This is a genomic window from Curtobacterium sp. MCPF17_051 (assembly GCF_003234595.1).
Classification (GTDB): Bacteria; Actinomycetota; Actinomycetes; order Actinomycetales; family Microbacteriaceae; genus Curtobacterium; species Curtobacterium flaccumfaciens.
The window spans coordinates 10,149-35,664 of sequence record NZ_QKSE01000016.1 but is presented as its reverse complement, the minus strand read 5'-3'; the positions used below and the strand labels follow the sequence as shown (position 1 = coordinate 35,664).

At 72.8% G+C, this 25,516-nt stretch carries 21 protein-coding genes and 1 other RNA gene; 17 read left to right on the top strand and 5 right to left on the bottom strand.

Translation table 11 applies throughout. The annotated features are described in order from the left end of the window. The first annotated feature begins 44 nt into the window (after positions 1 to 44). The 4 genes from DEJ35_RS13150 to DEJ35_RS13135 all read left to right on the top strand — a co-directional run bounded on the left by DEJ35_RS13150 (position 45) and on the right by DEJ35_RS13135 (position 4,434). Positions 45 to 296 (top strand): DUF4287 domain-containing protein, encoded by a 252-nt coding sequence (locus tag DEJ35_RS13150; RefSeq protein ID WP_110862214.1) that lies wholly within the window; start codon positions 45 to 47, stop codon positions 294 to 296. Positions 297 to 420: 124 nt separating this feature from the next. Next, complete coding sequence (locus DEJ35_RS13145; RefSeq protein WP_111192902.1) at positions 421 to 1,410, top strand: zinc-ribbon domain-containing protein; 990 nt, start codon at positions 421 to 423, stop codon at positions 1,408 to 1,410. An 82-nt stretch (positions 1,411 to 1,492) separates the two neighbouring features. Further along, a complete protein-coding gene (locus DEJ35_RS13140) occupies positions 1,493 to 2,887 on the top strand; it encodes an alpha/beta fold hydrolase (protein WP_181430180.1) in 1,395 nt (464 codons plus the stop codon). Beyond that, positions 2,884 to 4,434, top strand: a complete 1,551-nt coding sequence (locus DEJ35_RS13135; RefSeq protein ID WP_111192901.1) for a GMC family oxidoreductase — start codon at positions 2,884 to 2,886, stop codon at positions 4,432 to 4,434. The genes DEJ35_RS13140 and DEJ35_RS13135 overlap by 4 nt, the downstream gene beginning before the upstream one ends. Before the next feature lie 28 nt (positions 4,435 to 4,462). Here DEJ35_RS13135 and DEJ35_RS13130 read toward each other — a convergent pair whose 3' ends face one another. Then, positions 4,463 to 5,029, bottom strand: a complete 567-nt coding sequence (locus tag DEJ35_RS13130; RefSeq protein ID WP_110862220.1) for a GIY-YIG nuclease family protein — start codon at positions 5,027 to 5,029, stop codon at positions 4,463 to 4,465. A gap of 470 nt (positions 5,030 to 5,499) precedes the next feature. Then, a complete protein-coding gene (locus tag DEJ35_RS13125) occupies positions 5,500 to 6,345 on the bottom strand; it encodes a siderophore-interacting protein (RefSeq protein ID WP_111091443.1) in 846 nt (281 codons plus the stop codon). A gap of 84 nt (positions 6,346 to 6,429) precedes the next feature. Between DEJ35_RS13125 and DEJ35_RS13120 the strand changes: the two genes are divergently transcribed. The 10 genes from DEJ35_RS13120 to DEJ35_RS13075 all read left to right on the top strand — a co-directional run bounded on the left by DEJ35_RS13120 (position 6,430) and on the right by DEJ35_RS13075 (position 17,511). Beyond that, entirely contained in the window at positions 6,430 to 7,122 is a 693-nt protein-coding gene (locus DEJ35_RS13120) for a heme oxygenase (biliverdin-producing) (protein ID WP_110862225.1), read from the top strand. A gap of 151 nt (positions 7,123 to 7,273) precedes the next feature. Then, positions 7,274 to 9,931, top strand: coding sequence for a phosphoenolpyruvate carboxylase (locus tag DEJ35_RS13115; protein ID WP_110862227.1), 2,658 nt, complete (start codon positions 7,274 to 7,276; stop codon positions 9,929 to 9,931). Between the two features lie 774 nt (positions 9,932 to 10,705). Then, positions 10,706 to 11,914, top strand: coding sequence for a multidrug effflux MFS transporter (locus DEJ35_RS13110; protein WP_258378481.1), 1,209 nt, complete (start codon positions 10,706 to 10,708; stop codon positions 11,912 to 11,914). 91 nt (positions 11,915 to 12,005) lie between these two features. Further along, complete coding sequence (locus tag DEJ35_RS13105; RefSeq protein WP_017886068.1) at positions 12,006 to 12,341, top strand: STAS domain-containing protein; 336 nt, start codon at positions 12,006 to 12,008, stop codon at positions 12,339 to 12,341. Further along, the gene (locus DEJ35_RS13100; RefSeq protein ID WP_110862231.1) at positions 12,341 to 12,754 is read left to right on the top strand and encodes an ATP-binding protein; all 414 of its coding nucleotides are present in this window, start codon (positions 12,341 to 12,343) and stop codon (positions 12,752 to 12,754) included. Before DEJ35_RS13105 ends, DEJ35_RS13100 begins: the two co-directional genes overlap by 1 nt. 130 nt (positions 12,755 to 12,884) lie before the next feature. Continuing rightward, complete coding sequence (locus DEJ35_RS13095; RefSeq protein WP_181430181.1) at positions 12,885 to 13,868, top strand: AraC family transcriptional regulator; 984 nt, start codon at positions 12,885 to 12,887, stop codon at positions 13,866 to 13,868. Positions 13,869 to 13,917: 49 nt separating this feature from the next. Continuing rightward, positions 13,918 to 14,523, top strand: coding sequence for an alpha/beta hydrolase (locus DEJ35_RS13090; protein WP_111091446.1), 606 nt, complete (start codon positions 13,918 to 13,920; stop codon positions 14,521 to 14,523). 107 nt (positions 14,524 to 14,630) lie between these two features. Next, a complete protein-coding gene (locus DEJ35_RS13085; protein WP_111192899.1) occupies positions 14,631 to 15,734 on the top strand; it encodes a hypothetical protein in 1,104 nt (367 codons plus the stop codon). Positions 15,735 to 15,928: 194 nt separating this feature from the next. Then, complete coding sequence (locus tag DEJ35_RS13080; protein ID WP_111091448.1) at positions 15,929 to 16,774, top strand: Nif3-like dinuclear metal center hexameric protein; 846 nt, start codon at positions 15,929 to 15,931, stop codon at positions 16,772 to 16,774. Positions 16,775 to 16,776: 2 nt separating this feature from the next. Next, the gene (locus tag DEJ35_RS13075; RefSeq protein WP_110862241.1) at positions 16,777 to 17,511 is read left to right on the top strand and encodes a zinc ribbon domain-containing protein; all 735 of its coding nucleotides are present in this window, start codon (positions 16,777 to 16,779) and stop codon (positions 17,509 to 17,511) included. Between the two features lie 403 nt (positions 17,512 to 17,914). Here the strand turns inward: DEJ35_RS13075 and rnpB are convergent. The 3 genes from rnpB to map all read right to left on the bottom strand — a co-directional run bounded on the left by rnpB (position 17,915) and on the right by map (position 20,142). Continuing rightward, an RNA gene (gene rnpB / locus DEJ35_RS13070) (RNase P RNA component class A) lies at positions 17,915 to 18,275 on the bottom strand. Positions 18,276 to 18,487: 212 nt separating this feature from the next. After that, complete coding sequence (gene ppgK, locus DEJ35_RS13065) at positions 18,488 to 19,237, bottom strand: polyphosphate--glucose phosphotransferase (RefSeq protein WP_027465446.1); 750 nt, start codon at positions 19,235 to 19,237, stop codon at positions 18,488 to 18,490. 41 nt (positions 19,238 to 19,278) lie between these two features. Further along, positions 19,279 to 20,142, bottom strand: coding sequence for a type I methionyl aminopeptidase (gene map, locus DEJ35_RS13060; RefSeq protein ID WP_111091455.1), 864 nt, complete (start codon positions 20,140 to 20,142; stop codon positions 19,279 to 19,281). 257 nt (positions 20,143 to 20,399) lie between these two features. Between map and DEJ35_RS13055 the strand changes: the two genes are divergently transcribed. The 3 genes from DEJ35_RS13055 (at position 20,400) to DEJ35_RS13045 (ending at position 25,042) form a co-directional block, all read left to right on the top strand. Next, positions 20,400 to 20,579: an SPOR domain-containing protein gene (locus tag DEJ35_RS13055; protein WP_027465448.1), complete on the top strand. Its 180-nt coding sequence runs from the start codon at positions 20,400 to 20,402 to the stop codon at positions 20,577 to 20,579. 137 nt (positions 20,580 to 20,716) lie between these two features. Continuing rightward, entirely contained in the window at positions 20,717 to 22,054 is a 1,338-nt protein-coding gene (glnA, locus tag DEJ35_RS13050) for a type I glutamate--ammonia ligase (RefSeq protein ID WP_027465449.1), read from the top strand. Between the two features lie 36 nt (positions 22,055 to 22,090). Then, positions 22,091 to 25,042, top strand: coding sequence for a bifunctional [glutamine synthetase] adenylyltransferase/[glutamine synthetase]-adenylyl-L-tyrosine phosphorylase (locus DEJ35_RS13045; RefSeq protein ID WP_111091449.1), 2,952 nt, complete (start codon positions 22,091 to 22,093; stop codon positions 25,040 to 25,042). Positions 25,043 to 25,516 lie beyond the last annotated feature (474 nt).

Sequence of the window (25,516 nt, the reverse complement as noted above, 5' to 3'; positions counted from 1 at the left end):
TGGGTGACGTTCCGTGACGGCCGACGAAGCGCTACCGTTGCGCCATGACAGCGCATCGTGTGACCGCCCCGGCACCCCCGGCGGACGGCACCAAGGTGAAGGGTCCGGCGTCGTACTTCCCGAGCATCGAGACGACGTACGGCCGCCCGGTGCAGGAGTGGCTCGACCTGGTCGCCGACCGGCTCGACGACCACCAGCACATGGAGGTCGTCGGGTGGCTCAAGTCCGAGCACGGCCTCGGGCACGGGCACGCGAACGCCCTGGTCGCCTACGTGAAGCACGCGCTGGCCCCCTGAGCGATCGCGCGTCCCTGCGTGGTGCCGCGGCGGTGTCGGTCGCGCTGCTCGCTGTGTGGTGCGGCGGGTGTCGGCCGCGCTGCGTGGTGCGGCGGGTGTCGGTGGTCGTTCCTAGCGTGGTGGCGTGGCCGAACCCGTCGATGCGTGGTGGCGCCGCCGACAGTGGTCGCGCGGCGAAGCGGTGCCGTACGCCGTCGGACAGTTCCGCGCGGACTGGGCGCCGTACCCGGTGCTCATCAGGCAGTACCACCCCGACCTGAACCACGGCGTTGTCCTGACCCAGGTCCCCCCGGCGGCCGAGGTCCTGCTCACCTGGGAGTGCGACGTCGGGCACGTCTTCGTCGCGACGCCCTCCGAACAGCGGTCCCGCCCGGGTCGTGAGCGCCGCCGCTCCGTCTGGTGCCCCGAGTGCGCGGTGCAGGCCCAGCCGCAGCGGTGGCCGGTGCTGCCGTCGGACTGGCCCCAGGCGGTGCCCGTGCCGCAGCGGGTCGTCCGGAGTACCGGACGACAGACCCTGCCGGCGGCTCCGGTCCGCGGGGTCCCGGCCGGCGCCGTTGCGTCGAGCCGTGCCCGGTCCCGTCGGCCCGTCGCCGGGTCCGCCGGGTCGGCCGCTGGGGCACCCCGTCGGGCCGCCCAGTCCGTTCCCCGCACGATCTGCCCGAAGACCCCGCGGTTGCCGTCGGGTGAGTCGTTCACGAGCGTCTGCCCCCCGGCGACGGCATCGGCGGTCGAAGCCGAACTCCGAGGCATGCTGTCCGACCGGTTCGCGTTCACCTACGACCACTCCGCGATCCGGCTCGACCGCCCGTTCTTCGACCACGTCGAGGCCTGGCCGGACATCATCCTGCCCGAGCTCCGCGTCGCGATCGAGTACGACTCCACCGGTCGGCACGGGCTCGAGCACGTCGGCCCCCGGCAGGAGACCGACCGCAGAAAGGACCGCGCCGTCCGTGCCGTGGGGTGGGAGGTCGTCCGCATCCGCACCGGACGGCTGCCGGCGCTCGGCCCGTACGACCTGCAGGTCTCGGGCATCTCCGGGCGGACCGTCGAGCGGCTTGCGGACACCCTGCGCGAGCTCCGGGGCGCGCTGTTCGTCGACGCGTACACCCGGTGACGCCGCCGACCGGGGGACAGGCGCGGCGTGACGGGGTACGACCCGGCTGGGAGCGGTCGCGAGCGACGGGTAGGTATACATGGTGACCACCGTCTTCTGTCTCCACGCCCTCGGCGCGAGTTCCGAGGAGTTCGCGCTGCTGCGCGCCGAACTCGTCGGCGACCTCGACCTGATCGGCATCGACCTGCCCGGCTTCGGTCGCAGCCCGGCGTCGTCCGGCACCACCGTCGAGGAGATGGCCGTCCTGGTGGAGCGCGCGATCGGGGCGAGCGGCTCGACGGAGTGGATGCTCCTCGGGCACTCGATGGGCGGCAAGGTCGCCACGGTGGTGGCCGACCGCACGATCTCCGGCGCGAACGGCCTGTTCGGGCTGCGAGCCGTGGTGCTCCTCGCCGCGTCCCCGCTCGCTCCCGAGCCGATGGACGACGACCGCCGCTGGACGATGCTGTCATGGGCTGCGGGTGGCCCGATCGGCGCCGAGGACGCCGAGGAGTTCGTCGCCGCCAACACCGCGGCACCCCTGGCGCCCTCGCGGCACAGCGCGGCGGTGCAGGACGTCGAGCGGACCGACCCGGCAGCCTGGACGGACTGGCTGTCCCGCGGCAGCCGCGAGGACTGGTCGGACGCCGCACCGAACCCGGTGCCCGCCCTGGTGCTCGCCGGCGCCGAGGACGGCGACCTCGATGCCGACGCCCAGCGCCGCCTGACCCTGCCGCACTGGCCGAACAGCGAGCTCCACGTCGTCGACGGCGCAGCCCACCTGCTGCCCTGGGAACAGCCCGAGGCCGTGGCCGAGCGCATCCGCGACTTCTGGCAGCGCCGTGTCACGGGGTCGCCGGTCGTCCCCGTGGAGCACGCCCGCGTGATCGCCTCACCGCGGGTCAGCGCCCGGACCCGAGGTCTGCTGGCCCAGCGGGCACTGCCCGACGACCCGGCGGCCGCACCCCACGCCCTGATGCCGACGCAGTTGGACACCCTGCGTGCGGTCGCGCGGATCGTCGTCCCGCAGCCCGGCACCGACCAGGTCGACCTGGCACTGCGGGTCGACGCGCAGCTGGCCGCCGGGCTCGGCGACGGCTGGCGGCCGGACGGCCTGCCGGTGGACGCCGAGGCCTACCGTGCCGCGCTCGACGTGCTCGCCGCACCCGCCCGCGACGGCGTGCTCGACCAGGCCCTCGAGTCCGTGGCTGCCGGGCGGTACCGCGCCGACGGCGATCTCGACGCCGAGCAGCTGCGCGCGTGGTTCGAGGACGCCAGCGTCGACCTCGTGAAGCACTGGCTCGCACACCCCGCCACCCTGGCCGCCATCGACTTCGACGGCTACGCGAACGGCGGCGACGGCGTCCGCAAGCAGGGCTTCCAGCTGCTCGCGGCGGGCGAGCGCGAGGCCTGGGAACCCGAGGCCCCCGCCGGCCCCGGTACCGCCGGCACCGCCGGCACGATGGACACCGCACCGACGACCGGAGCTGCACGATGAGACTCGACGGACAACGCACGTACGGCACGGACGACGTCATCGACGTGGTGGTGGTCGGCACCGGGGCCGGGGGAGCGCCGCTCCTCGCATCGCTGGCCCGCCGTGGCCTGACGGTCGTCGCGCTCGAGGCCGGTCGCAACACCGAGCCGGGCGACCACGTGCCGGACGAGGTCGCCGCCCCCGGTGACATCAACTGGATGGACGAGCGGCTGAGCGGCGGTGGGACCCCCACGGCCTTCGGCCCGAACAACAGCGGCACGGGCGTCGGCGGTTCTACGCTGCACTGGGGCGCGTTCACCCCGCGGCCGAGCGAGCACGACCTGCGGCTGCGGACCGAGAGCGGCGCGGGGCAGGACTGGCCGATCAGCCACGCCGAACTCACCGGCTGGATCGAGCAGGTCGAGCACGACGTCGGCGTCGCCGGCCCTGAGCACTACCCGTGGGACCCGTCCCGCCGTTACCGGATGCGCCCGCCGGCCCGGAACGCCTCGTCGGACATGATGATGCGCGGCACCGCGGCCGCCGGGATCACCGCGACCGACGCCCCCGTCGGCCTGACCACCGAGGACCGGCACCAGGAGCACCACGGGCTGCGTCAGGCCTGCGTGTCCTGCGGCTCGTGCCACCAGGGCTGCCGCAACGGCTCGAAGGTGTCGATGGACACGACCTACCTGCCCGCCGCCGTGGCGTTCGGTGCCGAGATCCGTCCGGAGTCCTTCGTGCACGGCATCGAGCTCGACGCGGCGGGACGGGTCGAGGCGGTCCTGTACACCGCCGACGGGCGCGAGCACCGCCAGCGCTGCCGGACCCTCGTCCTCGCCGCGGGCGGTGTCGAGACGCCGCGGCTGCTGCTGCACACCGGTGTCGCGAACGGCAGCGGACAGGTCGGCCGGAACTTCACCGCGCACGGAGCCACCCAGGTGTGGGCGCGCTTCGACGAGTCGATGCGCTCGTACCGCGGGTACCCGTCGTCGATCATCACCGAGGACTTCGTCCGACCGGCGGACGCCGACTTCGCGGGCGGCTACCTCATCCAGAGCCTGGGCGTGCAGCCACAGACCTTCGCGACCTCGCTGGTCCGGGGTGGCGGACTCCGCGGCACCGAGCTCGTCCGGGCGCTGCAGGACTACCCGTTCTCGGCCGGCGTCGGCATCAACGCCGAGTGCCTGCCGTACGACGACAACCGCCTCGAGCTGACCGACGAACTCGACGAGCACGGTGTCCCGCGTGCCCGGGTCTCGTTCACCCCGGGCTCGAACGAGGAAGCGATCCGTCGTCACGCGGTCCGCACGATGACGACCATCGTCGAGGCTGCCGGTGGGCAGGACGTCCGGGTGCTCGAACGCACGGCGCACACCATCGGCACCGCGCGGATGGGCACGGACCGCGAGACCTCCGTCGTCGACCGGGACGGCCGCTCGTGGGACGTCCCGAACCTGTGGATCGCCGACAACTCGGTGTTCCCGAGCGCGGTCATCGCGAACCCGGCGCTGACGATCATGGCGCTCTCGCTCCGCACCGCCGACCGCATGCTGCAGGCCGCCTGAGCAGGTGCCCCGACGGCCTGGTCGCGCGTCAGCCCCGCAGCGCGAGCGCCTCGCTCGTCCACCGTGCGTGCAGGTCCCACGGGTCGTCGACCCCGGCGGCGACGGCGTCCACGTGGGCCAGGAGTTCCGGCGTCACCCGGAACCACTCGGTGCCCGGGTACCGGCTGGCGGCGAAGGCTGCGTGCCGGCGGCGTTCGAGGGTCCGGTCACCGCGCTCGAACGCCAGCAGGTCCTGGTGCGGGATCGCCGCGAGCCGCTGCCGAGGGTTCATCGTCGTGCCGATCTTGATGCGGTCGCCGAAGTCGTCGCGCATCCGCAGGTAGTAGACGACGTCGACCCGAGGGGGAGCGAGGTCGCCGTCCGGCACGTCACCCCAGCGCCACTCGCACCGGGCGCACACCGCACCCGAGGGGAACCGCACCCCGATCCGCGAACCGCACGCCGGGCACGGTCCGGGCAGGGTGTCCTCGATGCCGGAGTGTTCGGCGGCGAGGTCGGCGACGAACGCGACGTGCGCGCCGCACAGGGGGACGCCCGCGAGCCCGTCCGCGAGCACGCCCGCGCAACCCGGCACGCAGCACGACGAGGTGACCATGCGCCGAACGCTAGCCCGACCCACCGACGTGCCCCGGGCCTCCCGGCCGCTGCGCGCGCTGGGCGTACCGGGTCGAATCGGTCGTACCTGGTCAAATCGGGCGTACCTGGTCGAATCGGGCGTACCTGGTCCGTTCTTCCCACCAGGTATGCCCGTTCCTACCAGCCATCGCACCCGTTCTGGGAAAGAGCGGGCGTACCTGCGGGAACCGGGCGTACCTGGTCGGATCGGGCGTATCTGGTCGAATCGGGCGTACCTAATCCGCTCTTCCGATCAGGTATGCCCGTTCCTACCTGCCATCGCGCCCGCTCTGGGAAAGAGCGGGCGTACCTGCGGGAACCGGGCGTACCTGGTCGAACCGGGCGTACCGGCCAAGATCGGGCGTACCTGGTCCGTTCTTCCGACCAGGTACGCCCGTTCCCACCAGCCATCGCACCCGCTCTGGGAAGGAACGGGCACGCAGGCCGCCGTCAGTCGGTGAAGATCACCCCGACGGGCTCGCGCTTCTCCTCCTGGAACTCGTCCTCACCGCGACCGAGCGCCCAGTACGCCGACAACGACATCTCGCGCTTCTCCAGCCCCCAGTCGTCCTGCAGCAGCCGACGGATCGCCTTCATCGCGGTCCGCTCGCCGTGCGCGAAGACCTGGACCGGCCTGGAGGCACGCGGCAGCCCGCGGGCCGTCTCCAGCAGGAGCGTGCCCGGCTGGGCGCCGGTGGCGTCCCGGTGCAGCCACCGCAGGTCGACCCCGGCCGGGTGCCGGATGTCCTGCTCGTCGGCGGGCCCGGCCACCTCGACCAGGGCGACGCCGACGGCGGAGCCGGGCATCGACTCGAGTGCGGCGCCGATCGCGGGCAGGGCGCTGTCGTCGCCGAGCAGCACGTGCGTGACCGCCGGGTCAGGGGTCGGCGCGTAGCCACCACCGGGCCCGGACAGGGCGAGTCGATCGCCGGGCTGCGCAGACGCTGCCCAGGGACCGGCGAGGCCCTCCTCGCCGTGCACGACGAAGTCGATCGCGATGGTCCGCGTGGTGTGGTCGACCGCACGCACCGTGTAGGTGCGGCGGGCGGGGCGGTCGTGCTTCGGCAGGGTCTCGCGCAGGGCCTCGAGGTCGTACGGCGGCACGAGTCCGAGCGACGGCTTCGCGAGCAGGAGCTTGACGTACTTGTCGGTCGAGCCGAGCCGGTCGGGGTCGGCCTGGGCGACGAAGTCCTCGAAGGCCGAGCCGCCCAGGTGCACGCGCACCATGTGGGGCGAGAGCCGTTCGGTGCGGTCGACGACGAAGACGTGCTGGGGGCGTTTGGGTTTCGAGCTCATCGTGGGGGAGCTTCCTCTCGCGGGTTCGGCGCCACCTGGGTGATCCCTGCTTGACGCGCGCGGCACTAAGGTTAGCCTTACCTCATGGACTCGACCGTCATCCCGTTCTCCGAGCTGCTGCGGCGTCGCACGCGGCGCTCGCACGGTGCCTCGGCCACGAGCGGCTTCATGCAGGACCTGCTCGGCGGCGACTGCGACGTCGCCGACTACGCGGACCTGCTCGGACAGTACGCCTTCGTGTACGACGCGCTCGAGCGGGCGGCGGAACGCATGGCCGACCACCCCGTGGCGGCGCCGTTCGTCACCGCGCAGCTCACCCGGATGCCGGCGATCCGCGCCGACCTCGAGTACCTGATCGGCCCGGACTGGTCCGAACTGGTGTGCCCGCTGCCCGCGACGACCGCGTACGTGCGACGCCTCAACGAGGTCGCGGCTGAGTGGCCCGGCGGCTTCGTGGCACACCACTACACGCGGTACCTCGGCGACGTGTCCGGCGGGCACGTGATCGGGCAGGTGCTGGCCGAGCGGTTCGGGTTCGACACGAACGGCGTCCTCTTCTACATCTTCGACCAGGTCGCCGACCCGAGCGACTTCGAGCACACCTACCGGGCCCAGCTCGACGCCGCGCCCTGGACGGCCGAGGAGCAGGAGCGGGTGATCGCCGAGGTCGAGCTCGCCTACGAGCTGAACCGTGGGCTGCTCGCCGGCCTCGACGCCCGCCGTGCTCCGTTCCGTCAGGAGCCGGGCGACACGTCGGTCGCCGCCGTCACGGCCTGACCGCACAGCGGCGGTCCCCGCGCAGAGCCCCTCGGCCCCGGCCCCGGCCCCGGCCTCGCGTCCGTCCGGACGGTCGACGTCATGCGCCCCCGGGTGCCGATACGCTGCTGGGACCCGGGACCAGCCTCCCGGACGACCCGGAAAGGACTCCATGACGGCGATCGACGGATCTGCACGCCACGAGCGCGCGCGGGACGACGTCAGCGGTGCGGTCGACAGTGACCTGCGCGCCGACGTGCGGTACCTCGGCAACCTCCTCGGCCGGGTGCTGCGGGAGAACGGGGGCGACGAACTGCTCCACGACGTGGAGTCGTTGCGCGCCGCCGTGATCGACGCCTACGAGGGCGACCACGCCGAGGGTGCAGCGCGTGCCCAGGCGATCGTCTCGGGCATGTCGGCCGAACGCGCCGAGGCCGTGGCACAGGCGTTCACCACCTACTTCCACCTCACCAACCTGGCCGAGGAGCACCACCGCGTGCGGGTCCTCCGGCAGCGCGGTGACGACGGCGGCGTGGCCGGCGACTCGTTCCCCGCCACCTACGCCGAGCTCGTCGCCGAGGTCGGCGAGGCCGAGGCCGCCGAGCGCCTCCGCACCCTGCGGTTCCACCCGGTGCTGACGGCCCACCCGACCGAGGCCCGCCGCCGCGCGGTCACCACGGGTGTCCGCCGCATCACGGACCTCATCGACGAGCGCGACCGTGCCCGCAACGCGATGGCCCGCGCCGAGAACGAGCGCCGCCTGCTCGAGGAGATCACGACCCTCCTGCGCACCTCGCCGCTCCGCACCACCCGGCCGACCCCGCTCGACGAGGTCCGCACCGCGATGAGCGTGTTCGACCAGACCCTGTTCGAGATCGTCCCGCAGGTCTACCGCCTGCTCGACGACCGGCTGCAGGGCGACGACGCCGGCCGCGCTTCCGTGATCGCGCCCGCGTTCGTGCGGTTCGGCACCTGGATCGGCGGCGACCGCGACGGCAACCCGCACGTCACGGCCGACGTCACCCGCCAGGCCGCCGAGATCGCGGCGGAGCACATCCTGCTCGGCCTCGCCCGCGCGACCACCCGCATCGGCAGCGCCCTGACCCTCGACGCGAGCGACACCCCCGCCGACGCCGGCCTCACCGCCCTCGTCGCCGCGCAGGAGTCCCTCGACCCGGGCATCGCCGAGCGCATCGGCGTCCGCGCACCGAACGAGACCCACCGTCGTGCGCTCCTGTTCGTCGCCGCGCGCATCGACGCCACCCGGACCGGCACCACACCGCTGGCCTACGACGGCCCCGAGGCGCTGCTGGCCGACCTCCGCACCATCCAGGCGTCGCTCATCGCCGCCGGTGCCATCCGCCCGGCGAACGGCGAGCTGCAGAACCTCGTCTGGCAGGTCGAGACCTTCGGGTTCCACCTGGCCGAGCTCGAGGTCCGGCAGCACTCGCAGGTGCACCGAACGGCCCTCGCCGAGATCCGCGCCGGTGGCGAACTGAGCGAGACCACCGAAGAGGTCCTCGCCGTGTTCCGCACGATCGCCGGGCTGCAGTCCCGCTACGGCGTCCGTGCGGCGAACCGGTACATCGTGTCCTTCACGCAGTCCCCGGCGGACCTGGCGAACGTGCACGAACTCGCGGTCGCCGCGCTCGGATCCGCCGAGGCCGCGCCGGTGCTCGACGTCATCCCGCTGTTCGAGACCTTCGCCGACCTGCACGCCAGCGTCGACATCCTCGACGAGGCCGTCCGCACCGAGGCGTTCCAGCGACGCCTCGCCGCGACCGGCCGTCGGCTCGAGGTCATGCTCGGCTACTCGGACTCGTCGAAGGACGTCGGCCCGGTGTCCGCGAACCTGGCGCTGTACGACGCCCAGGCCCGCATCGCCGACTGGGCCCGCGACAACGACATCGAGCTGACCCTGTTCCACGGCCGGGGCGGTTCGCTCGGCCGCGGTGGCGGTCCCGCCAACGAGGCGGTCCTCGCGCAGCCGCCGGGGTCGATCGACGGTCGCCTGAAGCTCACCGAGCAGGGTGAGGTCATCTTCGCCCAGTACGGCGACCAGGACATCGCCGCCCGCCACCTCGAGCAGATGGCCTCGGCGACGCTGTTCGCGTCGTCGCCGTCGAACGAGGCGCGCACCGCCGCCGCGGCCGCCCGGTTCGCCGACCTCGCCCAGCAGCTCGACGACGTCTCGCGCGTCGCCTTCTACGACCTGGTCAAGGCCGACGGCTTCGCGCCGTGGTTCGCCCGGGTCACCCCGATGGAGGAGATCGGCCTGCTGCCCCTCGGCTCCCGCCCGGCCCGTCGTGGCCTGTCGGTGGAGTCGCTGGAGGACCTCCGCGCCATCCCGTGGGTGTTCTCGTGGACGCAGGCGCGCATCAACCTCGCCGGCTGGTACGGGCTCGGCTCCGCGCTCGAGGCCGTCGGCGACGTCGACGTGCTCCGCGCCGCGTACGCCGATTGGCCGCTCTTCGCCGCGATGATCAAGAACGTCGAGATGTCGCTCGCGAAGACCGACGAGCACATCGCCCGCCGGTACCTCGAGCTCGCCGACCGCGACGACCTCGCCGCGAAGGTGCTCGACGAGATGGTCCGCACCCGCGACTGGGTGCTCCGCGTCTCCGGCGGCAGCGACGTGCTCGAGGACCGACCCGTCCTCGCCCGCGCCGTGCGCCTCCGCAGCCCGTACGTCGACGCCCTGTCGCACCTGCAGCTCCGTGCGCTGCGCGCCATCCGTACGTCCGGCAGCACGGACCCGACGGACGCCGACCACCGGCTCCTGCTGCTCACCGTCAACGGGATCGCGGCCGGCCTGCAGAACACGGGCTGACGCCCCCGACCGACGGACAGGAGGCCGGGTGCCAGCTGGCACCGGGCCTCCTGTCCGTCCGCGCGCGCGTCCCGGGTCGCGCCGCCGAGTGGTCACCAACCGTCGGCTGCGCCGTCGCCGAGCGACGGAACGCGACCACTCGGCGGACGTGAGCGGGCTGTCGTGACCGCTCACGCGCCTCACGCCGCCGCTCCGCCGAGTGGTCACGACACGTCGGGAGGTCCCGGCCGAGTGGTCACGAAGCGTCGGCTGCGCCGTCGCCGAGCGACCGGTTGCGGCCACTCGGCGGACGTGAGCGGGGTGTCGTGACCACTCACGCGGCGCCCGCCGCCGCTCCGCCGAGTGGTCACGACACGTCGGGAGGTCCCGGCTGAGTGGTCACCAACCGTCGGCTGCGCCGTCGCCGAGAGACCGGTTGCGGCCACTCGGCGGACGTGAGCGGGGTGTCGTGACCACTCACGCGGCGCCCGCCGCCGCTCCGCCGAGTGGTCACGACACGTCGGGAGGTCCCGGCCGAGTGGTCACGAAGCGTCGGCTGCGCCGTCGCCGAGCGACGGAACGCGACCACTCGGTGGACGTGAGCGGGGTGTCGTGACCGCTCGCGCGCCGCACGGGAGGCCCGTGGCGGGGCCGCACCGGGCCTCCAGTCCGTCCGCGCGCACGTCGCAGGCCGCGTTTCGTGAGCAGCAACGGTCGCTTCCGGCACCGCGACCCGACCGTGGCTGCTCACGAAGTGCCTGTCGAATCGATTCGGGGACGCGTAGCGTGTCCGAGGTGACGACGGAGCGCAGGCTGGGACCGACGACGACCGTGCTGCCCCCGATCGTGCCGCTGGCGCTCATCGTCGGCGTGTCGCCGTTCGCCACGGACATGTACATCCCCGCACTCCCGGCCATCGCGCGCGACCTCGGCACCACGCCCGGCGCGGTGCAGCTGTCGCTCACGGCGTTCCTCGTGGCCTTCGCGGTCGGCCAGCTCCTCGTCGGACCGGTGAGTGACGGGATCGGTCGTCGGCCGATGCTCGTCGTCGGGACCGCACTGTTCGCCCTCGCGTCGGTCGGCTGCGCGCTCGCCCCCGACGTCGTGACGCTGGTGGTGGCCCGCGTTGCGCAGGGACTCGCCGGTGCCGCGGGCGCCGTGGCGGGCCGGGCGATGGTGTCCGACGTGACGAGCGGCACCCGGATGGCGAAGGTGTTCGGCACGCTCGCGGCCATCAACGCGATCGGACCCGTGGTGGCCCCGCTGGCCGGGGGAGCGGTGCTGACGGTCGGCACGTGGCGGCTCATGTTCGTCGTGCTGGCCGTGCTCGGCGCCGTGTTCTTCGTGGCCGTGGTGCTGCGGTTCCGCGAGACCCTGCCGCCGGAGCGTCGTGGTGGCGTCGGGTTCGCGGCCAACGGGCGGCGCATCCGCGAGCTCCTGGCAATCCCGCGGTTCCGGGCCTACGTGCTGAGCGGGGTGCTGTCGACGGTGGGGTTCTTCGCGTACATCGCGACGAGCTCGTTCGTGTTCCAGTCGGAGTTCGGGTTCTCCGAGGGCCTGTACACGCTGGTCTTCGCCACGAACGCGTCGATGATGATCGTCACGACGCTGCTGTTCGGTCGGCTCGTCGGACGGTTCACCGAAGACGCCCTGCTGACCCTGGGCCTGGTCGTCGGGACGGTCGGGGCCACGGCCGTGTTCGTGTCGGCGCTCCTCGGACTCGGGGCCGTGCCGGTGTGGTGCGCCCTCGCGGTCGTGACGGCCGCGTGGGGCTTCGTCCTGCCGTCGGCGATGACCCGCACCCAGCACGTCGGTGCGGCGCACCCGGGCACCGCGGCCGCCCTGCAGGGCGGGCTGACCTTCGGCATCGGCGGTCTCGGCACCCCACTCGCCGGCGCGCTCGGCGGCACCGCACTGGCAATGGGCGGGGTGATGGCAGCGCTGATGGCCGCGGCCGTGGTGGTCCAGGTGACGGCGACGCGGCGAAACCGGTCCCACAACTGAGGGCGACGCGGCGAAACCGGTCCCACAACTGAGGGTCTGAGCCGGTAGGTTGCTGGTTGCAAGGCGCACCGATCTGAGGAGACCCACCGAGATGGACATCGTCGTACACGAGGCGGAGACCGACACCGCCGTCCTGGAGTGCAGCGGCCGGCTCAACATGGTCTCCGCGCCCACGTTCCGCGAGACCGTCGCGCAGATCGTCGGCAACGGGCGTTCGCGGCTCGTGGTCGAGCTCTCCGGGGTCGAGTTCATGGACTCCTCCGGCCTCGGCGCCCTGGTCGGCAGCCTGAAGACCGCGCGGCAGGCCGGCGGCGACCTCCGCATCGCGGCACCGTCGGAACAGGTCCAGATGGTGCTCAAGCTCTCCAACATCGACAAGATCCTGCGGACGTACCCCGACGGGGACGCCGCGGTGACCGACTGGTGATGACCGCCCCCGTCGCCGAGCACATGCTCGCACTGGCGTGCCCCCCGGATGACGTGTCCGCCGTGCACGACTTCCTCGCGGGCGTGTGGCAGCACGAGCCGTCGGTCGCGACCGAGGACCGGATGGCCCTCGAACTCGCGCTCGTCGAACTCACCTCGAACGTCATCGAGCACGGCGCGCGTGCGGACGGCGTCTCGTGCGAACTCCGGCTCGAGATCGGCGACGAGCGCTTCCAGGCGCTGCTCTCCGACGACGGGGTCGCGGCGACGGTGGATCCCGATGCCGCCGTGCTGCCCGACGACTTCGCCGAAGGCGGTCGCGGGCTCGCCCTCGTCCGGATGGTCGTCGACGATCTGCGGTACGAACGCGTCGCCGACCGGAACCGCTGGACGGTGCTGCGCTCCCGGCATTGAGCGGGAGCACGGCCGTCACGCATCGACGGATCCGCCCCGGTCGTCCGCCCAGCGCACTCCGTGGGCCGTAAACCGCAATGACGGATCGCCGATTGCCGCGCATCCTGGACACCGTGTCACGATTCGCGCGATGACTGTCGAGCCTGATCCCCGGATCCGGTTCGAGACGTCCGGCGCCGGACTCGACGCGGCCGTGCAACTGTACGAAGAGGCCTACGAGAGCACGGGGTTCTCGGCGTCCCGGACCGATCGTCCGTTCGCGTACCGGTTCCAGGTCGTCGGCGATGACTTGATGACGTTCCGCTCCACCCGGTTCGACGGGCGGATGCAGGGCGAGGTCGAGGTCCCCGACGAGTACGTCGTGATGTGGACCTCCGACGGCGGTGGCCGCGTCGACGTCGGTCGCCAGGAGGTCGACTTCGCACCGGGGACGCCCCGCGTGTTCCCGACACGGCGCCCCTTCGCGTTCGACCTGCAGGACATCCGCCAGAGCCTCGTGCAGTTCGACCGCACGTACCTGGAGGGCGTCGCCGCCGAGGTGCACGGCACCCGGCCCGGCCCCCTGGTGTTCGACCACACCGCGGCGCCCCGGCCGGAGGACCTCCGCGCCTGGAACGCCCGGGTGCAGCGTGCCGCAGCGATCGTGCTCGGCCCGGCACCGCTCACCGAGCTGGCCCTCGCCGAGACCGTGCGCGAGACCGCGCTGGCGTTCCTCGACACGTTCCCGCACGAGTCCATCGCCCCCGACGTCGGGCTGCCGCAGGGCGCCACGGGCCGCGTCCGCGAGGCCGTGGAGTTCATGCACGCCTTCGCCCACACGCCCGTGACCACGACCGACGTCGCCCTGCACGTCGGCCTGAGCGTCCGGGGGCTGCAGCAGGCGTTCCAGCGGCAGGTCGGCACAGCGCCGAACGCGTTGCTGCGGGGGATCCGCCTGGACCGCGTGCACGAGGAACTCCGGCGTGCGTCGGCGGGTGACCTGACGGTGGCGAGCGTGGCGCTGCGCTGGGGCTTCGCGCACCTCGGCCGGTTCTCGGCGGCGTACGCGTCGCGCTTCGGGCAGTACCCGCGCGACACGCTGCAGCAGCCCCGGGGCGCGGTCCCGCAGCCCTGACGCACGTCACACTCCGGATCGCGCCTCGCCGGTTCGTTACGCTGCCCGGGTGAGCAGACCGCGACCGTGGGTGATCGTCCCCGGCATCTGGAACTCGGAGCCGGACCACTGGCAGTCCGTCTGGGAGCGGGAGGGGGAGCAGCAGGACGAGCGCGACCGCCACCACCAGCTCCGCGCCGCCGTCCGCATCGCCCCCACCTCCTGGAGCGACCCGGACCCCGACGACTGGCGCGCCGCGATCGCCACGGCCGTGGCCTCGTGCGCGGAGCCCCCGGTCCTCATCGCCCACAGCCTCGGCGTCCTGGCCGTCGCCGACTGGCTCGTCACCACGGTGGACGCTCCCACGCTCGTCGACGGCGCCTTCCTCGTCGCCCCGCCCGACCCGCTCGGCGACGCGTTCCCGGCCGAGGCCGCGGGCTTCGTGGCACCGCGGCCGGTGCCCCCGGCCCAGCAGATCCCGACGCGCCTCGTCCTGAGCGACGACGACCCGTACTGCAGCGCTGACCGGGCCGTCGTGTTCGCCGACGCGATGGGCGCGGACGTCGTCCGTGTCGGTGCCCTCGGGCACGTGAACGTCACCAGTGGTGTCGGTGCCTGGTCCGCGGGACGGGAACTGCTACGGGCGTTCGAGGACGGCCTCCGCCCACCTCGGTGAGCACGGGGCGCGACACGCCGCTCAACTCCGCTCCGATATGGCAGGCGGTACAGCGACACACCGCGGATGTCCCGCGTTTCGTCCCGCGCGATATTTATCCTTCGGACATGGAGACCCAGTCCGGCGCACGCACCCCGCTCGTGGACCCGTTCGGCCGCGAGCTCGAGGAGTGGCTCCGCGACGCACCGGCGACCCGTGCCCCGTACGTTCCGGACCTCGTCGTCCCGCCCGTCACCGGCCCCGTGCAGCGCCCCGGACACGCCGCGATCAGCACCTCGACCGCCGACGAAGCGACGGCCGCAGCGCCGACCGCCGACGCGACAACCGCGACGACCGCCCCGGCGCACGCCGCCACCCCGGCACCGGCGCATGCCGCCACCCCGACACCGGCCGACGAGACGACCCCGTCGGCGCCCGCCGCCCCCGCGTTCCGCCGCGACCGCGCCCGGCACGCCGCTGTCTGCGCCCCGTCCTTCCCGGAGCCGCCGGAGCGTCTGGCCCTCCGCATCGAGGACCTCGCCGTCGAGATGTCCTCGTCGACGGGCCGCAGCAGCATCGAGCGCATCGTCCTGCTCGAGGACGAGGTCCGCCGCCGTGACGAGGACCTCGCTCGCCTCGCCGCGTGGGAGGCCACCGTCGCCGACTCCGACGACCCCGAGGTGACGGCCGCCCGCGCCTTCGCCCACACCGTCTTCGCCGACCTGCTGACCGACGCCGCCGCCGAGGCGGACCGCCGCGACCGCGCCGCAGCCCGCCGCGCAGCGACCGCGCCCGTGACGCTCGTCACCCGACCGGCCCCGGTGCCGACCCGCGCAGCACGGAGCGTCCCCGCAGCAGAGCAGGCACCCGCACCGGAAGCCGCACCGGTGGTGGAACTCGTCACCCCGGAACGCGACGAACCCGTCCGGCCGGTGCTGGGCCTCCCGGCCGTGTCCCCGGTGTCCGCGGCCACACGACCGACCCCGCTCGTCCTGCCCGCCACCGGGCCGACGGTCATCGACCGCGCGGCCTTCGCCGCCGCGCTCACCGCGCACCAGGGCGTCACCGCCAGCACGCCGGTCGTCCTGCCGGACGCCGTCGCCGCACCCGTCGTCCCGGCCCCCGTCGCGGACGCGGCAGAAGCCGACACCGACACGGCGGCAGAGCCGGCCGCGGCCGGCTGGTGGTCGCGACTCGTCGACCGGCTGCTCGGCCTGCTCGGTCGTCGCTGACGGCTTGCGGCCACGGCGCCGTCGGGTGCACCGCCTCCGGTCGCACCGCCTCCGGTCGCACCGCCTCCGGTCGCATGGCCTTCGGTCGCATCGCTCCGGGTCGCACTGCTTCCGGTCGTACTGCCTGGAGGCCCGGATCACCCCACACGGGCCGGCTGCCCCGTGCGGGGCGGTCGCCTCGGTACACTGACGGGATGCCGACGCTCCGCGAACTCCAGGCCGTGATCGAGGACCTGTGGCCCGCCGCCGGTGCCGAGTCGTGGGACTCCGTCGGGCTCGTCGCGGGTGACCCGGACGCCACCGTCGAGCACGTGCACCTCGCCGTCGACGCGGTCCCGGCCACCGCCCGTGAAGCCGTCGAACTCGGCGCCGAGCTCCTGCTCACGCACCACCCGCTGCTGCTCCGCGGGGTGACGACGATCGCCGAGTCGACCTACAAGGGCAGTGTCCTCGCGACCCTCGTGCGTGGCGGCAGCGCCCTGCTCGCGGCGCACACCAACGCCGACGTCGTGACGACCGGCACCTCGGCCGTCCTCGCCGACCGCCTCGGGCTGACCGAGCAACGCCCGCTCGACGCCGGAGCCGACCCCGACACGGGCATCGGCCGAGTCGGGGTGCTGCCCGAGGGGACGACCCTCGGCGCCCTCGCCCGGAAGCTCGTCGACCTGCTGCCGCCCACCGCGACCGGCGTCCGCGTCTCCGGTGACTTCGACCAGCCCGTCCGCACCGTGGCGCTGTGCGCGGGTGCCGGCGACTCGCTGCTCGGCCACCCCGCCGTGCTCGACGCCGACGTGTACATCACGAGCGACCTGCGGCACCACCCGGCCTCGGAGTTCCGCGAACAGGCGCTGCTCGGCGGCGGGCCGGCGCTGATCGACACCTCGCACTGGGCCACCGAGTGGCTCTGGCTCGACGTGGCCGCGGAGCAGCTGCGCAGCCGGGCCGGGGTCCGCGTCACCGTGAGCGACCTCCGCACCGACCCGTGGGACTTCGCCGTCCTGCCGGCCGCCGAACCCACCACCCCCACAGAAGGAGCCTGACCATGAAGGCAGCACCCGAGGACCAGGTCATCCTCCTCGACGTCCAGCGTCTCGACAACGACGTCACCCGCATCGCCCACCGCATCACGTCGTTGCAGAAGGGCGACCAGCTGACCGAGCTGAGCAAGCAGGCCGCGGCGCTCCGGAGCGAACTCGTCGCCGCCACCGGCGAGGTCGAGGACGCCGAGCGCGACCTCGCCCGCCTGGAGTCCGACACCGCCGTGGCACAGGCCCGTGTCGAACGCGACACCACGATGCTGCAGAACGTCGCGAACGCGAAGGACGCCGCCGGACTGCAGAGCGAGCTCGACTCGCTGCAGCGGCGCATCGGCGGCCTCGAGACCGCCGAGCTCGAGATCATGGAGAACCTCGACGGGCTCCGCGCCCGGGTCGGTGACGTCGAGGCCAAGCTCGCTGACGTCGAGGCCGCCCGCGGTGGCCTGGTCGCCGAGCGCGACGCGGAGATCGCCCGGCTCACGGCCGACCGAGAGTCCGCCGAGCAGGCCCGTGCCGACGTCGCCGCCAAGGTGCCGGCCGAGCTGCTCGCCCTGTACGACCGGCAGCGTGCGCGCTACGGCTTCGGTGCCTCGCTGCTGCAGGGCGGCGTGTCGACGGCCTCGGGCGTGGCGCTCAACAACTCCGACCTGCAGACCATCCGCCGGGCTGCGCCCGACGACGTGGTGCTGTGCCCCGACAGCGAGGCGATCCTGGTGCGGACGGCCGAGTCCGGGCTGTAGTCGCGAGCGACGTCCGGGCCGGAGGCGCGGTGCCGGCTGGCACCGCGCCTCCTGTCCGTGGTGGGCTGGTCGCAACGCGTCGCGCGCGTCGCGCGCGTCACGCCGAGAGGTCACGAACTGTCGGCTGCGGCCGTGCCGGCCGACAGTTGGTGACCGCTCGGCGAACCTGAGCGGGGAGTCGTGACCGCGCGCGCCGTCCGACGGGAGGCCCGTGGCGGCTGGCACCGCGCCTCCTGTCCGTCGTGGGCTGGTCGCAACGCGTCGCGTGGGTGCCGTCGGCCGGTCACGAACTGTCGGCTGCGGCCGTGCCGGCCGACAGTTGGTGACCGCTCGGCGAACCTGAGCGGGGAGTCGTGACCGCGCGCGCCGCCCGCGCGGGCCAACGCAGCACGGAGAAGGGGGGCGAATGGGCCGGCCGTACGCCGGGTTCTGTCCCGCCGCTTGCACGGCGGTGACGGCCATCTCTCTCGGACCGACGTTGCCGTCGGCCTCCAGCGGTCTACCCGAGGACTCGGCGAGCAGCCTCAACGTCCTCTGTCTGACCTTGCTCCGGGCGAGGTTTACCGAGCGGATCCGGTCACCCGGACCCCTGGTGGTCTCTTACACCACCGTTTCACCCTTACCGACGTCTCCGCCGGCGGTCTGCTTTCTGTGGCACTGTCTCGCGGATTGCTCCGGGTGGGTGTTACCCACCGCCCTGCTCTGTGGAGCCCGGACGTTCCTCGGCGCTCCCGGGGGAGCGACGCGACCGTCTCACCGACCCATTCGCTGGAGCGAGTCTACCCGGCTCCGCGATGCCCGATGCGAGGGGCGCCCCACCCACACTGCTACCTGATGAGAACGGGCGTACCTGGTCGGAAGTTCCGACCAGGTACGCCCGGTTCGACCAGGCACGCCCGCGACCCTGCACGCCGATCCGACCCGGGACCCCCGCGACCAGGCACGCCCGCGACCAGGCACGCCGATCCGACCCGGACTAGACGCTGCGCGCCGCCAGGGTCGCGGCGCCGATGATGCCGGCGTTGTTGCGGAGCGTCGCGGGGATGATGTCGGCCTGCAGGTCGAGCAGCGGGAGGAACTCCTCGTACTGCTTCGAGACCCCGCCGCCGACGACGAAGAGCTCGGGGGAGAGCAGGGCCTCGAGCGTCGAGTAGTACTTCTGCAGGCGCTTCGCCCAGTGCTTCCACGACAGGTCGTCGCGCTCCTTGGCGGCGAACGAGGCGCGCGACTCGGCGTCGTGCCCCTCGATCTCCAGGTGCCCGAGCTCCGAGTTGACGATGAGCACGCCGTCGTTGATGAGCGCGGTGCCGATGCCGGTGCCGAGCGTCGTCACGATGACCAGGCCGTCCTTGCCCTTGGCCGCACCGAACTGCTGCTCGGCGAACCCGGCGGCGTCGGCGTCGTTGACGAAGTGGATGGAGCGGCCGAGCTCCTTCTCGAACAGCGCCTCGGCCTCGAAGCCGATCCACTTCTTCGACACGTTCGCGGCGGACATCGTCTTGCCGTCCCGCACGATGGCCGGGAAGCAGACGCCGACGGGCACGTCGTCACCGGGGGCGAGCTCGCCGATGATCTCCTTGACCACCGCCGTGATGTCCTGGGGCTTCCCGCCCTCGGGCGTGGCCTTCTTGATGCGGTCCGTGGTGAGGGCGCCGGACGCGACGTCGACGATCGCGCCCTTGATGCCCGTACCACCGATGTCGACGCCGACTGCGAGGGAGGTCATGAGGTTGTCGTGCCTTTCGGTTGCCTGCCGGAGGTGTCCGGTCAGGAGACGGTGAGGAGCTCCGCGCCGCGCTCGGTGACGACGAGGGTGTGCTCGAACTGCGCGGTCCACGACTTGTCGCGGGTCGAGACGGTCCAGTCGTCGGACCAGATGTCGGCTTCGATGCCGCCGAGCGTGAGCATGGGTTCGATGGTGAACACCATGCCGGGTTCGATCACCGTGTCGTACTGCGGTGCGTCGTAGTGGGGGATGATCAGGCCGGAGTGGAACGCCCGACCGACGCCGTGACCGGTGTAGTCGCGGACGACGCCGTAGCCGAAGCGCTTCGCGTACGCCTCGATGGCACGACCGATCACGTTGACCTGCCGGCCCGGGGCGACGGCCTTGATGCCGCGACGCAGTGCTTCTTCGGTCCGTGTCACCAGGTCCGACACCTCGGGCGCGGCCTGTCCGACGACGAACGTGCGGTTCGTGTCGCCGTGCATGCCGTCCTTGTAGGCGGTGATGTCGATGTTGACGAGGTCGCCCTCCTGCAGGACGGTGTCGTCGGGGATGCCGTGGCAGATGACCTCGTTGAGGCTCGAGCAGAGCGACTTCGGGTAGCCGCGGTAGCCGAGCGTGGAGGGGTAGGCGCCGTGGGCCACGACGAACTCGTGCCCGATGCGATCCAGCTCGTCGGTGGTCACGCCGGGGCGGATCGCTTCGCCGACGGCGTCGATGGCCTGCGACGCGATGCGTCCGGCGACGCGGATGCGCTCGACCTCGTCCGGTGTGTAGGTGTCACCGAGACCGTGCTCGTGGGGCTCGACCTTCCCGACGTACTCCGGACGCTCGATGTCCTTCGGGACGGCGCGGTGCGGGAAGATGCGGCCGGCGGTCAGGTGTCCGTGTTCGTCCCGGGGCATGCGGACCACTCTAGCCGCGGCGCGACGCGCCGAACGCAACCGCCCCCCGGGTGCGGCCCGACGGGGCGAGCGTGACTGCCTGGAGGCCCGGTGCCGGTCCGCCGGACCGGCGCCGGGCCTCCAGGGCGAGCCGAGTCTCGGACCGGCGGGCAGATCCCGGAACGCGCGACCCGGAAGACGTCCGGAGAGCCGAGTCTCGGCGTGGAGCCACCGCGCCACCGGTCCGCCGGCACCGCGACGTGGGTACGGTGGGCCGCATGAGCGAAGACCGCATCGAGTCCCAGTGGTGGTTCAACGACAAGACCGGCCAGGTCGAGCAGGGCCCGCAGTCCCCGCAGCGCGACCGGATCGGCCCGTTCGCGACGCGAGAGGAGGCGCAGCACGCGCTCGACCGCATCGCCGCGAACAACGAGAAGTGGGATGCCGAGGACCGCTGAGCACCGCGGCCGGCACCCCGACGGCGCCCCGTGCGACGCCCCGGTGACGGCGCGTCGCATGGCCCCGCGCACACCGCCGGACCACTAGCCTGGGACGAGGCCCGCCAGCGGCCACCCGATACACGGAAAGGTCGTGCATGGACAAGCAGACGGACTTCGTGCTCCGCACCATCGAGGAGCGCGGCATCAAGTTCATCCGACTCTGGTTCACGGACGTCATCGGGACGCTGAAGTCGGTGGCGATCGCCCCGGCCGAGGTCGAGGGCGCGTTCGCCGAGGGCATCGGGTTCGACGGCTCCGCGATCGAGGGCCTCACCCGTTCGTACGAGGCCGACGTCCTGGCGCACCCGGACCCCTCGACCTTCCAGATCCTGCCGTGGCGGGGCGAGATCGACCCCACCGCTCGGATGTTCTGCGACATCACGACACCGGACGGGCAGCCCGCCGTGGCCGACCCCCGCAACGTGCTGAAGCGCACCCTGGCGCGGGCGAGCGACCGCGGCTTCACGTTCTATACGCACCCCGAGATCGAGTTCTACCTGCTGAAGAGCCGCGAGTGGAAGGACGGCGGCCCGCAGCCCGTCGACCAGGCCGGCTACTTCGACAACGTCCCCGGCGGCAGCGCGCACGACTTCCGTCGCCGGTCGGTCCGGATGCTCGAGGACCTCGGCATCTCGGTCGAGTTCTCGCACCACGAGGCCGGCCCCGGACAGAACGAGATCGACCTCCGCTACGCCGACGCACTGACGATGGCGGACAACATCATGACCTTCCGCACCGTGGTGAAGGAAGTGGCGATCGAGCAGGGCGTCTACGCGACGTTCATGCCGAAGCCGATCTCGGGCCAGCCCGGTTCCGGCATGCACACCCACGTCTCGCTGTTCGAGGGCGACCAGAACGCCTTCTACGAGGCCGGTGGCCAGTACCAGCTGTCGCAGACGGCCAAGCACTTCATCGCCGGCGTGCTCAAGCACGCGCCGGAGATCACCGCCGTGACGAACCAGTTCGTCAACTCGTACAAGCGGCTCTGGGGCGGCGACGAGGCCCCGTCCTTCGTGACCTGGGGCCACAACAACCGCTCGGCCCTGGTGCGCGTGCCGCTCTACAAGCCGAACAAGGGCCAGTCCTCGCGCATCGAGTACCGCGGCATCGACTCGGCGGCGAACCCGTACCTGGCGTACTCGCTGCTGCTCGCCGCCGGCCTCAAGGGCATCGAGGAAGAGTACGAGCTCCCCGCCGAGGCCGAGGACAACGTCTGGAGCCTCAGCGACTCGGAGCGCCGGGCCCTGGGCTACAGCCAGTTGCCCGCGAGCCTCGACCACGCCCTGAGCCTGATGGAGGACTCCGAGCTGGTGGCCGAGACCCTCGGTGAGCAGGTGTTCAACTTCGTGCTGCTCAACAAGCGGCAGGAGTGGAAGCGCTACCGCGACCAGGTCACCCCGTTCGAGCTCGACACCAACCTCGGCGCGCTCTAGAGCCGAGCGCCCTGACCCCTCGGGAGCACGTTCCACATGACCGGTCGGACGACGACGTCACGTTCGGAGCTGGCCCGTCTGGGGTTCGCGGAGCTGTCGGAGAGCCTCGAGCGGGCTGCCGACCTGGAGGCCCGGTTCGGCCCCGACGTGCCGCTGCCGGTCGCCGGGTCTGCCGCGCTCTGGGGCGGCACCGCTGATCCGGACGGCGCCCTGCGGATGCTCGAGCGGCTGCTCGAGCGCGCGCCGGACGAGCTCCGCCCCGTCCTGAGGGACGACGCGGCGACCGAGCGCCTGGTCCGCCTGCTCGGCGCGTCGATCGGGCTCGGGGAGTTCCTGCACCGGCGTCCGGCGGAGCTCGCCCTGCTGCTGGAACCGGTCGGCGAACCGTGGTCGCAGGAGCGGTACACGGCGTCGCTGGCCGAGGCCGTCGACGGCGCCACGGGTGAGGACGCCCGGATGCGCCTGCGGGTGCGCTACCGCCGGCACCTGGCCCAGATCGCCCTGTTCGACGTGCTGCACCCCGTGCCGACGGATGCGTTCCCGGCCGTGGCTGCCGGCCTCGCCGACCTGGCGGGAGCCACCCTCGACGCCGCGGTCGACATCGCCCGGCGCGAGGTGCCGTTCCCCGCGGCCGACGTCGCGGCGACCCCGCTCGCGGTGATCGCGATGGGCAAGGCCGGTGCCCGCGAGCTCAATTACGTCAGCGACGTCGACGTCATCTTCGTCACCGAGCCCACCGACGAGGTCCCCACCGACCGGGCCGTGCTCGTCTCCACCCGCATCGCGATCGCCGCCATGCACGCGATCACCGACCTCGCCGCCGAGCCCGCCCTGTGGGAGGTCGACGCGAACCTCCGGCCCGAGGGCAAGGACGGCGCACTCGTCCGCACCCTCGACTCGCACGTGGCGTACTACGAGCGCTGGGCGAAGGGGTGGGAGTTCCAGGCGCTGCTCAAGGCCCGTCCGATCGCCGGGTCCGCCGACCTCGGTGCCCGGTACGCCGAGGCCGTCGCGTCGTTCGTGTGGAACTCCTCCACCCGGCCGGGGTTCGTCGAGTCGGTGCAGCGCATGCGCGAGCGGGTGACCGAGCACATCCCCGACGCCGACGTCGACCGCCAGCTCAAACTCGGCCCCGGAGGCCTGCGGGACGTCGAGTTCACCGTGCAGCTCCTGCAGCTCGTGCACGGCCGTGACGACCCGTCCGTGCGGGTCCGGTCGACGCTCGAGGCGATGGACGCCCTGACCGACGCCGGGTACGTCGGCCGTGCCGAGGCCGCTCGGTTCGGGCCGGACTACGCCCTGCTCCGGGTGCTCGAGCACCGCATCCAGCTCCGGCGTCTGCAGCGGACGCACCTGATGCCCTCCGACGAGGAGGAGTTGCGGGTGCTCGCCCGGTCGAGCGGTGTCGCCGCGTCGGCCCCGGCGCTCGAGGCCCGCTGGCGTGCCGTGAAGCTCGAGGTCCGCGGGCTGCACGAGCGCCTGTTCTACCGGCCGCTGCTGTCCGCCGTGGCCTCCACCGAGGACGAGATCGTCCTGACCAACGACCAGGTCGTCGACCGGCTCGCCGGTGTCGGGTTCGTCGACCCCACCGGCGCCGTCGGGCACATCCGCGCCCTCACGCAGGGCACGAGCCGGCGTGCGGCGATCCAGCGGAACCTGCTCCCCGTGCTCCTGCGCTGGATGGCCGAGGGGCCGGCACCGGACCGTGCGCTGCTGGCCTTCCGCCGCTTGAGCGACGGCCTGGGGGAGTCGAGCTGGTTCCTCCGCATGCTGCGCGACTCGTCCGGTGCCGCACACTCGCTCACCACGGTGCTGTCCGAATCGGCGTTCCTGTCCGGGCTGCTCGAGCGGTTCCCCGAGGCGGTCGCCTGGCTCGACGAACCCGAGGCGCTCCTGCGTCCGCGGCCGATCGACGCCCTGCTCGCCGAGATGACCGCGACCACCGCCCGGCACGGCAACGACGTCGACGGCTCCGCGGCCCTGCTCCGGTCGGCTCGACGTCGGGAGACCCTGCGGCTCGGCATGGCCGCCGTGCTCGGCTCGCTCGACGTCGACGGCCTGGGCCCGGCCCTGAGCGACGTCACCGAGGCCACCCTGGCCGGTGCCCTCGCGCTCGCCCGTCGTGACGCCCCCGAGGGTTTCGAGTTCGGGATCATCGCGATGGGCCGGTACGGCGGGCGGGAGCTCGGCTTCGGCTCGGACGCCGACGTGCTGTACGTGTACCGCGCACCCGACCTGGCCCCCGAGGTCGCGTCCCGGACCGCCCAGACCATCGTGCGCGAGCTCAACCGGCTCACCGAGGACACGATCCACCCGCTCGACCTCGACATCGACCTGCGCCCCGAGGGCAAGAACGGTCCCGTCGTGCGGACGCTCGAGTCCTACGGCGCCTACTACGCCCGCTGGTCGCTCACGTGGGAGGCGCAGGCGCTCCTCCGCGCCCGCGGGGCCGTCGGCGACGCACAGCTCCTGCGCGACTTCGAGCACCTCGCCGACCGCACCCGGTACCCGGAGCGGATCGACGACCACCAGGTGCGTGAGGTCCGCCGCATCAAGGCCCGCGTGGAGTCGGAGCGGCTGCCCCGCGGCGCCGACCCCGCCCGGCACCTCAAGCTCGGCCGGGGATCGCTCAGCGACGTCGAGTGGTTCGTGCAGCTCCTGCAACTGCAGCACGCGCTCGAGATCCCGTCGCTCCGGACCACGTCGACGCTCGAGGCGCTCGACGCCGCGGTCGAAGCCGGACTGGTCGGCGCCGAGGACGGCGAGCGGCTCGGGGCCGCCTGGCGCTTCGCGTCGCGCACCCGCAGTGCCCTCGTGCTGTGGTCGGGGAAGACCACCGACGTCCTGCCCGTCGACCGCGTCCAGCTCGAGGGGGTCGCCCGTCTGATGGAGTACCCGCCGGGCTCCGCGAGCCGCCTCGAGGACGACTACCTCGGCGTCACACGGCGCGCCCGACAGGTGTTCGAGCGCGAGTTCTACGGCGCCTGACCCGCCCCGGAGACGACGCTGCGGCGCCTGACCCGCCCCCGACACGACGCTGCGTCGCCTGCGACACCACGCAGAGCACCGCGCGACACGCCCGGCCGTCTCCGGACGGACCCGACCTGAGCAGCCTTCGAAGGTTAATTCTCCGTGTCGCGCGGCGTCCCCCGACGACATCCCGCTCGTACCCCTGTTCGAAACAGAGCCCGGCTCGTTACCGTGCCGTGACCGAACTCCCACCGGATCGCCAGGGGACCATTTCCGGTGCCCCCCGACACGCCACTTGACCACCTGCTGACCTGGGCTTTCCGTCTGGCCCGACCCGTGCCTCCAGGCCGCACCTGTCGCCCATCGGGGCCAGCCACCGCTGCCGCGCGGTCCGCAGGAGTGCTGTCAGCACGACGGGGGACCGCTCCGACCGGCGAAGAGGGGGACCAGTGTGTACCCCGTAACGCGCCCGTAACGCCCCCGGACGGGGGC

What these genes read in the sequence shown, in the direction of transcription:
- DEJ35_RS13115 (WP_110862227.1), top strand. Translation starts at nt 7,274, where the DNA reads ATGACGGCGATCGACGGATCTGCACGCCACGAGCGCGCGCGGGACGAC.
- map (WP_111091455.1), bottom strand. Translation starts at nt 20,142, where the DNA reads ATGCCCCGGGACGAACACGGACACCTGACCGCCGGCCGCATCTTCCCG.
- DEJ35_RS13055 (WP_027465448.1), top strand. Translation starts at nt 20,400, where the DNA reads ATGAGCGAAGACCGCATCGAGTCCCAGTGGTGGTTCAACGACAAGACC.
- DEJ35_RS13045 (WP_111091449.1), top strand. Translation starts at nt 22,091, where the DNA reads ATGACCGGTCGGACGACGACGTCACGTTCGGAGCTGGCCCGTCTGGGG.
- DEJ35_RS13095 (WP_181430181.1), top strand. Translation starts at nt 12,885, where the DNA reads ATGACTGTCGAGCCTGATCCCCGGATCCGGTTCGAGACGTCCGGCGCC.
- DEJ35_RS13125 (WP_111091443.1), bottom strand. Translation starts at nt 6,345, where the DNA reads ATGAGCTCGAAACCCAAACGCCCCCAGCACGTCTTCGTCGTCGACCGC.
- DEJ35_RS13105 (WP_017886068.1), top strand. Translation starts at nt 12,006, where the DNA reads ATGGACATCGTCGTACACGAGGCGGAGACCGACACCGCCGTCCTGGAG.
- DEJ35_RS13135 (WP_111192901.1), top strand. Translation starts at nt 2,884, where the DNA reads ATGAGACTCGACGGACAACGCACGTACGGCACGGACGACGTCATCGAC.
- DEJ35_RS13075 (WP_110862241.1), top strand. Translation starts at nt 16,777, where the DNA reads ATGAAGGCAGCACCCGAGGACCAGGTCATCCTCCTCGACGTCCAGCGT.
- ppgK (WP_027465446.1), bottom strand. Translation starts at nt 19,237, where the DNA reads ATGACCTCCCTCGCAGTCGGCGTCGACATCGGTGGTACGGGCATCAAG.
- DEJ35_RS13130 (WP_110862220.1), bottom strand. Translation starts at nt 5,029, where the DNA reads ATGGTCACCTCGTCGTGCTGCGTGCCGGGTTGCGCGGGCGTGCTCGCG.
- DEJ35_RS13085 (WP_111192899.1), top strand. Translation starts at nt 14,631, where the DNA reads ATGGAGACCCAGTCCGGCGCACGCACCCCGCTCGTGGACCCGTTCGGC.
- DEJ35_RS13150 (WP_110862214.1), top strand. Translation starts at nt 45, where the DNA reads ATGACAGCGCATCGTGTGACCGCCCCGGCACCCCCGGCGGACGGCACC.
- DEJ35_RS13080 (WP_111091448.1), top strand. Translation starts at nt 15,929, where the DNA reads ATGCCGACGCTCCGCGAACTCCAGGCCGTGATCGAGGACCTGTGGCCC.
- DEJ35_RS13100 (WP_110862231.1), top strand. Translation starts at nt 12,341, where the DNA reads ATGACCGCCCCCGTCGCCGAGCACATGCTCGCACTGGCGTGCCCCCCG.
- DEJ35_RS13120 (WP_110862225.1), top strand. Translation starts at nt 6,430, where the DNA reads ATGGACTCGACCGTCATCCCGTTCTCCGAGCTGCTGCGGCGTCGCACG.
- glnA (WP_027465449.1), top strand. Translation starts at nt 20,717, where the DNA reads ATGGACAAGCAGACGGACTTCGTGCTCCGCACCATCGAGGAGCGCGGC.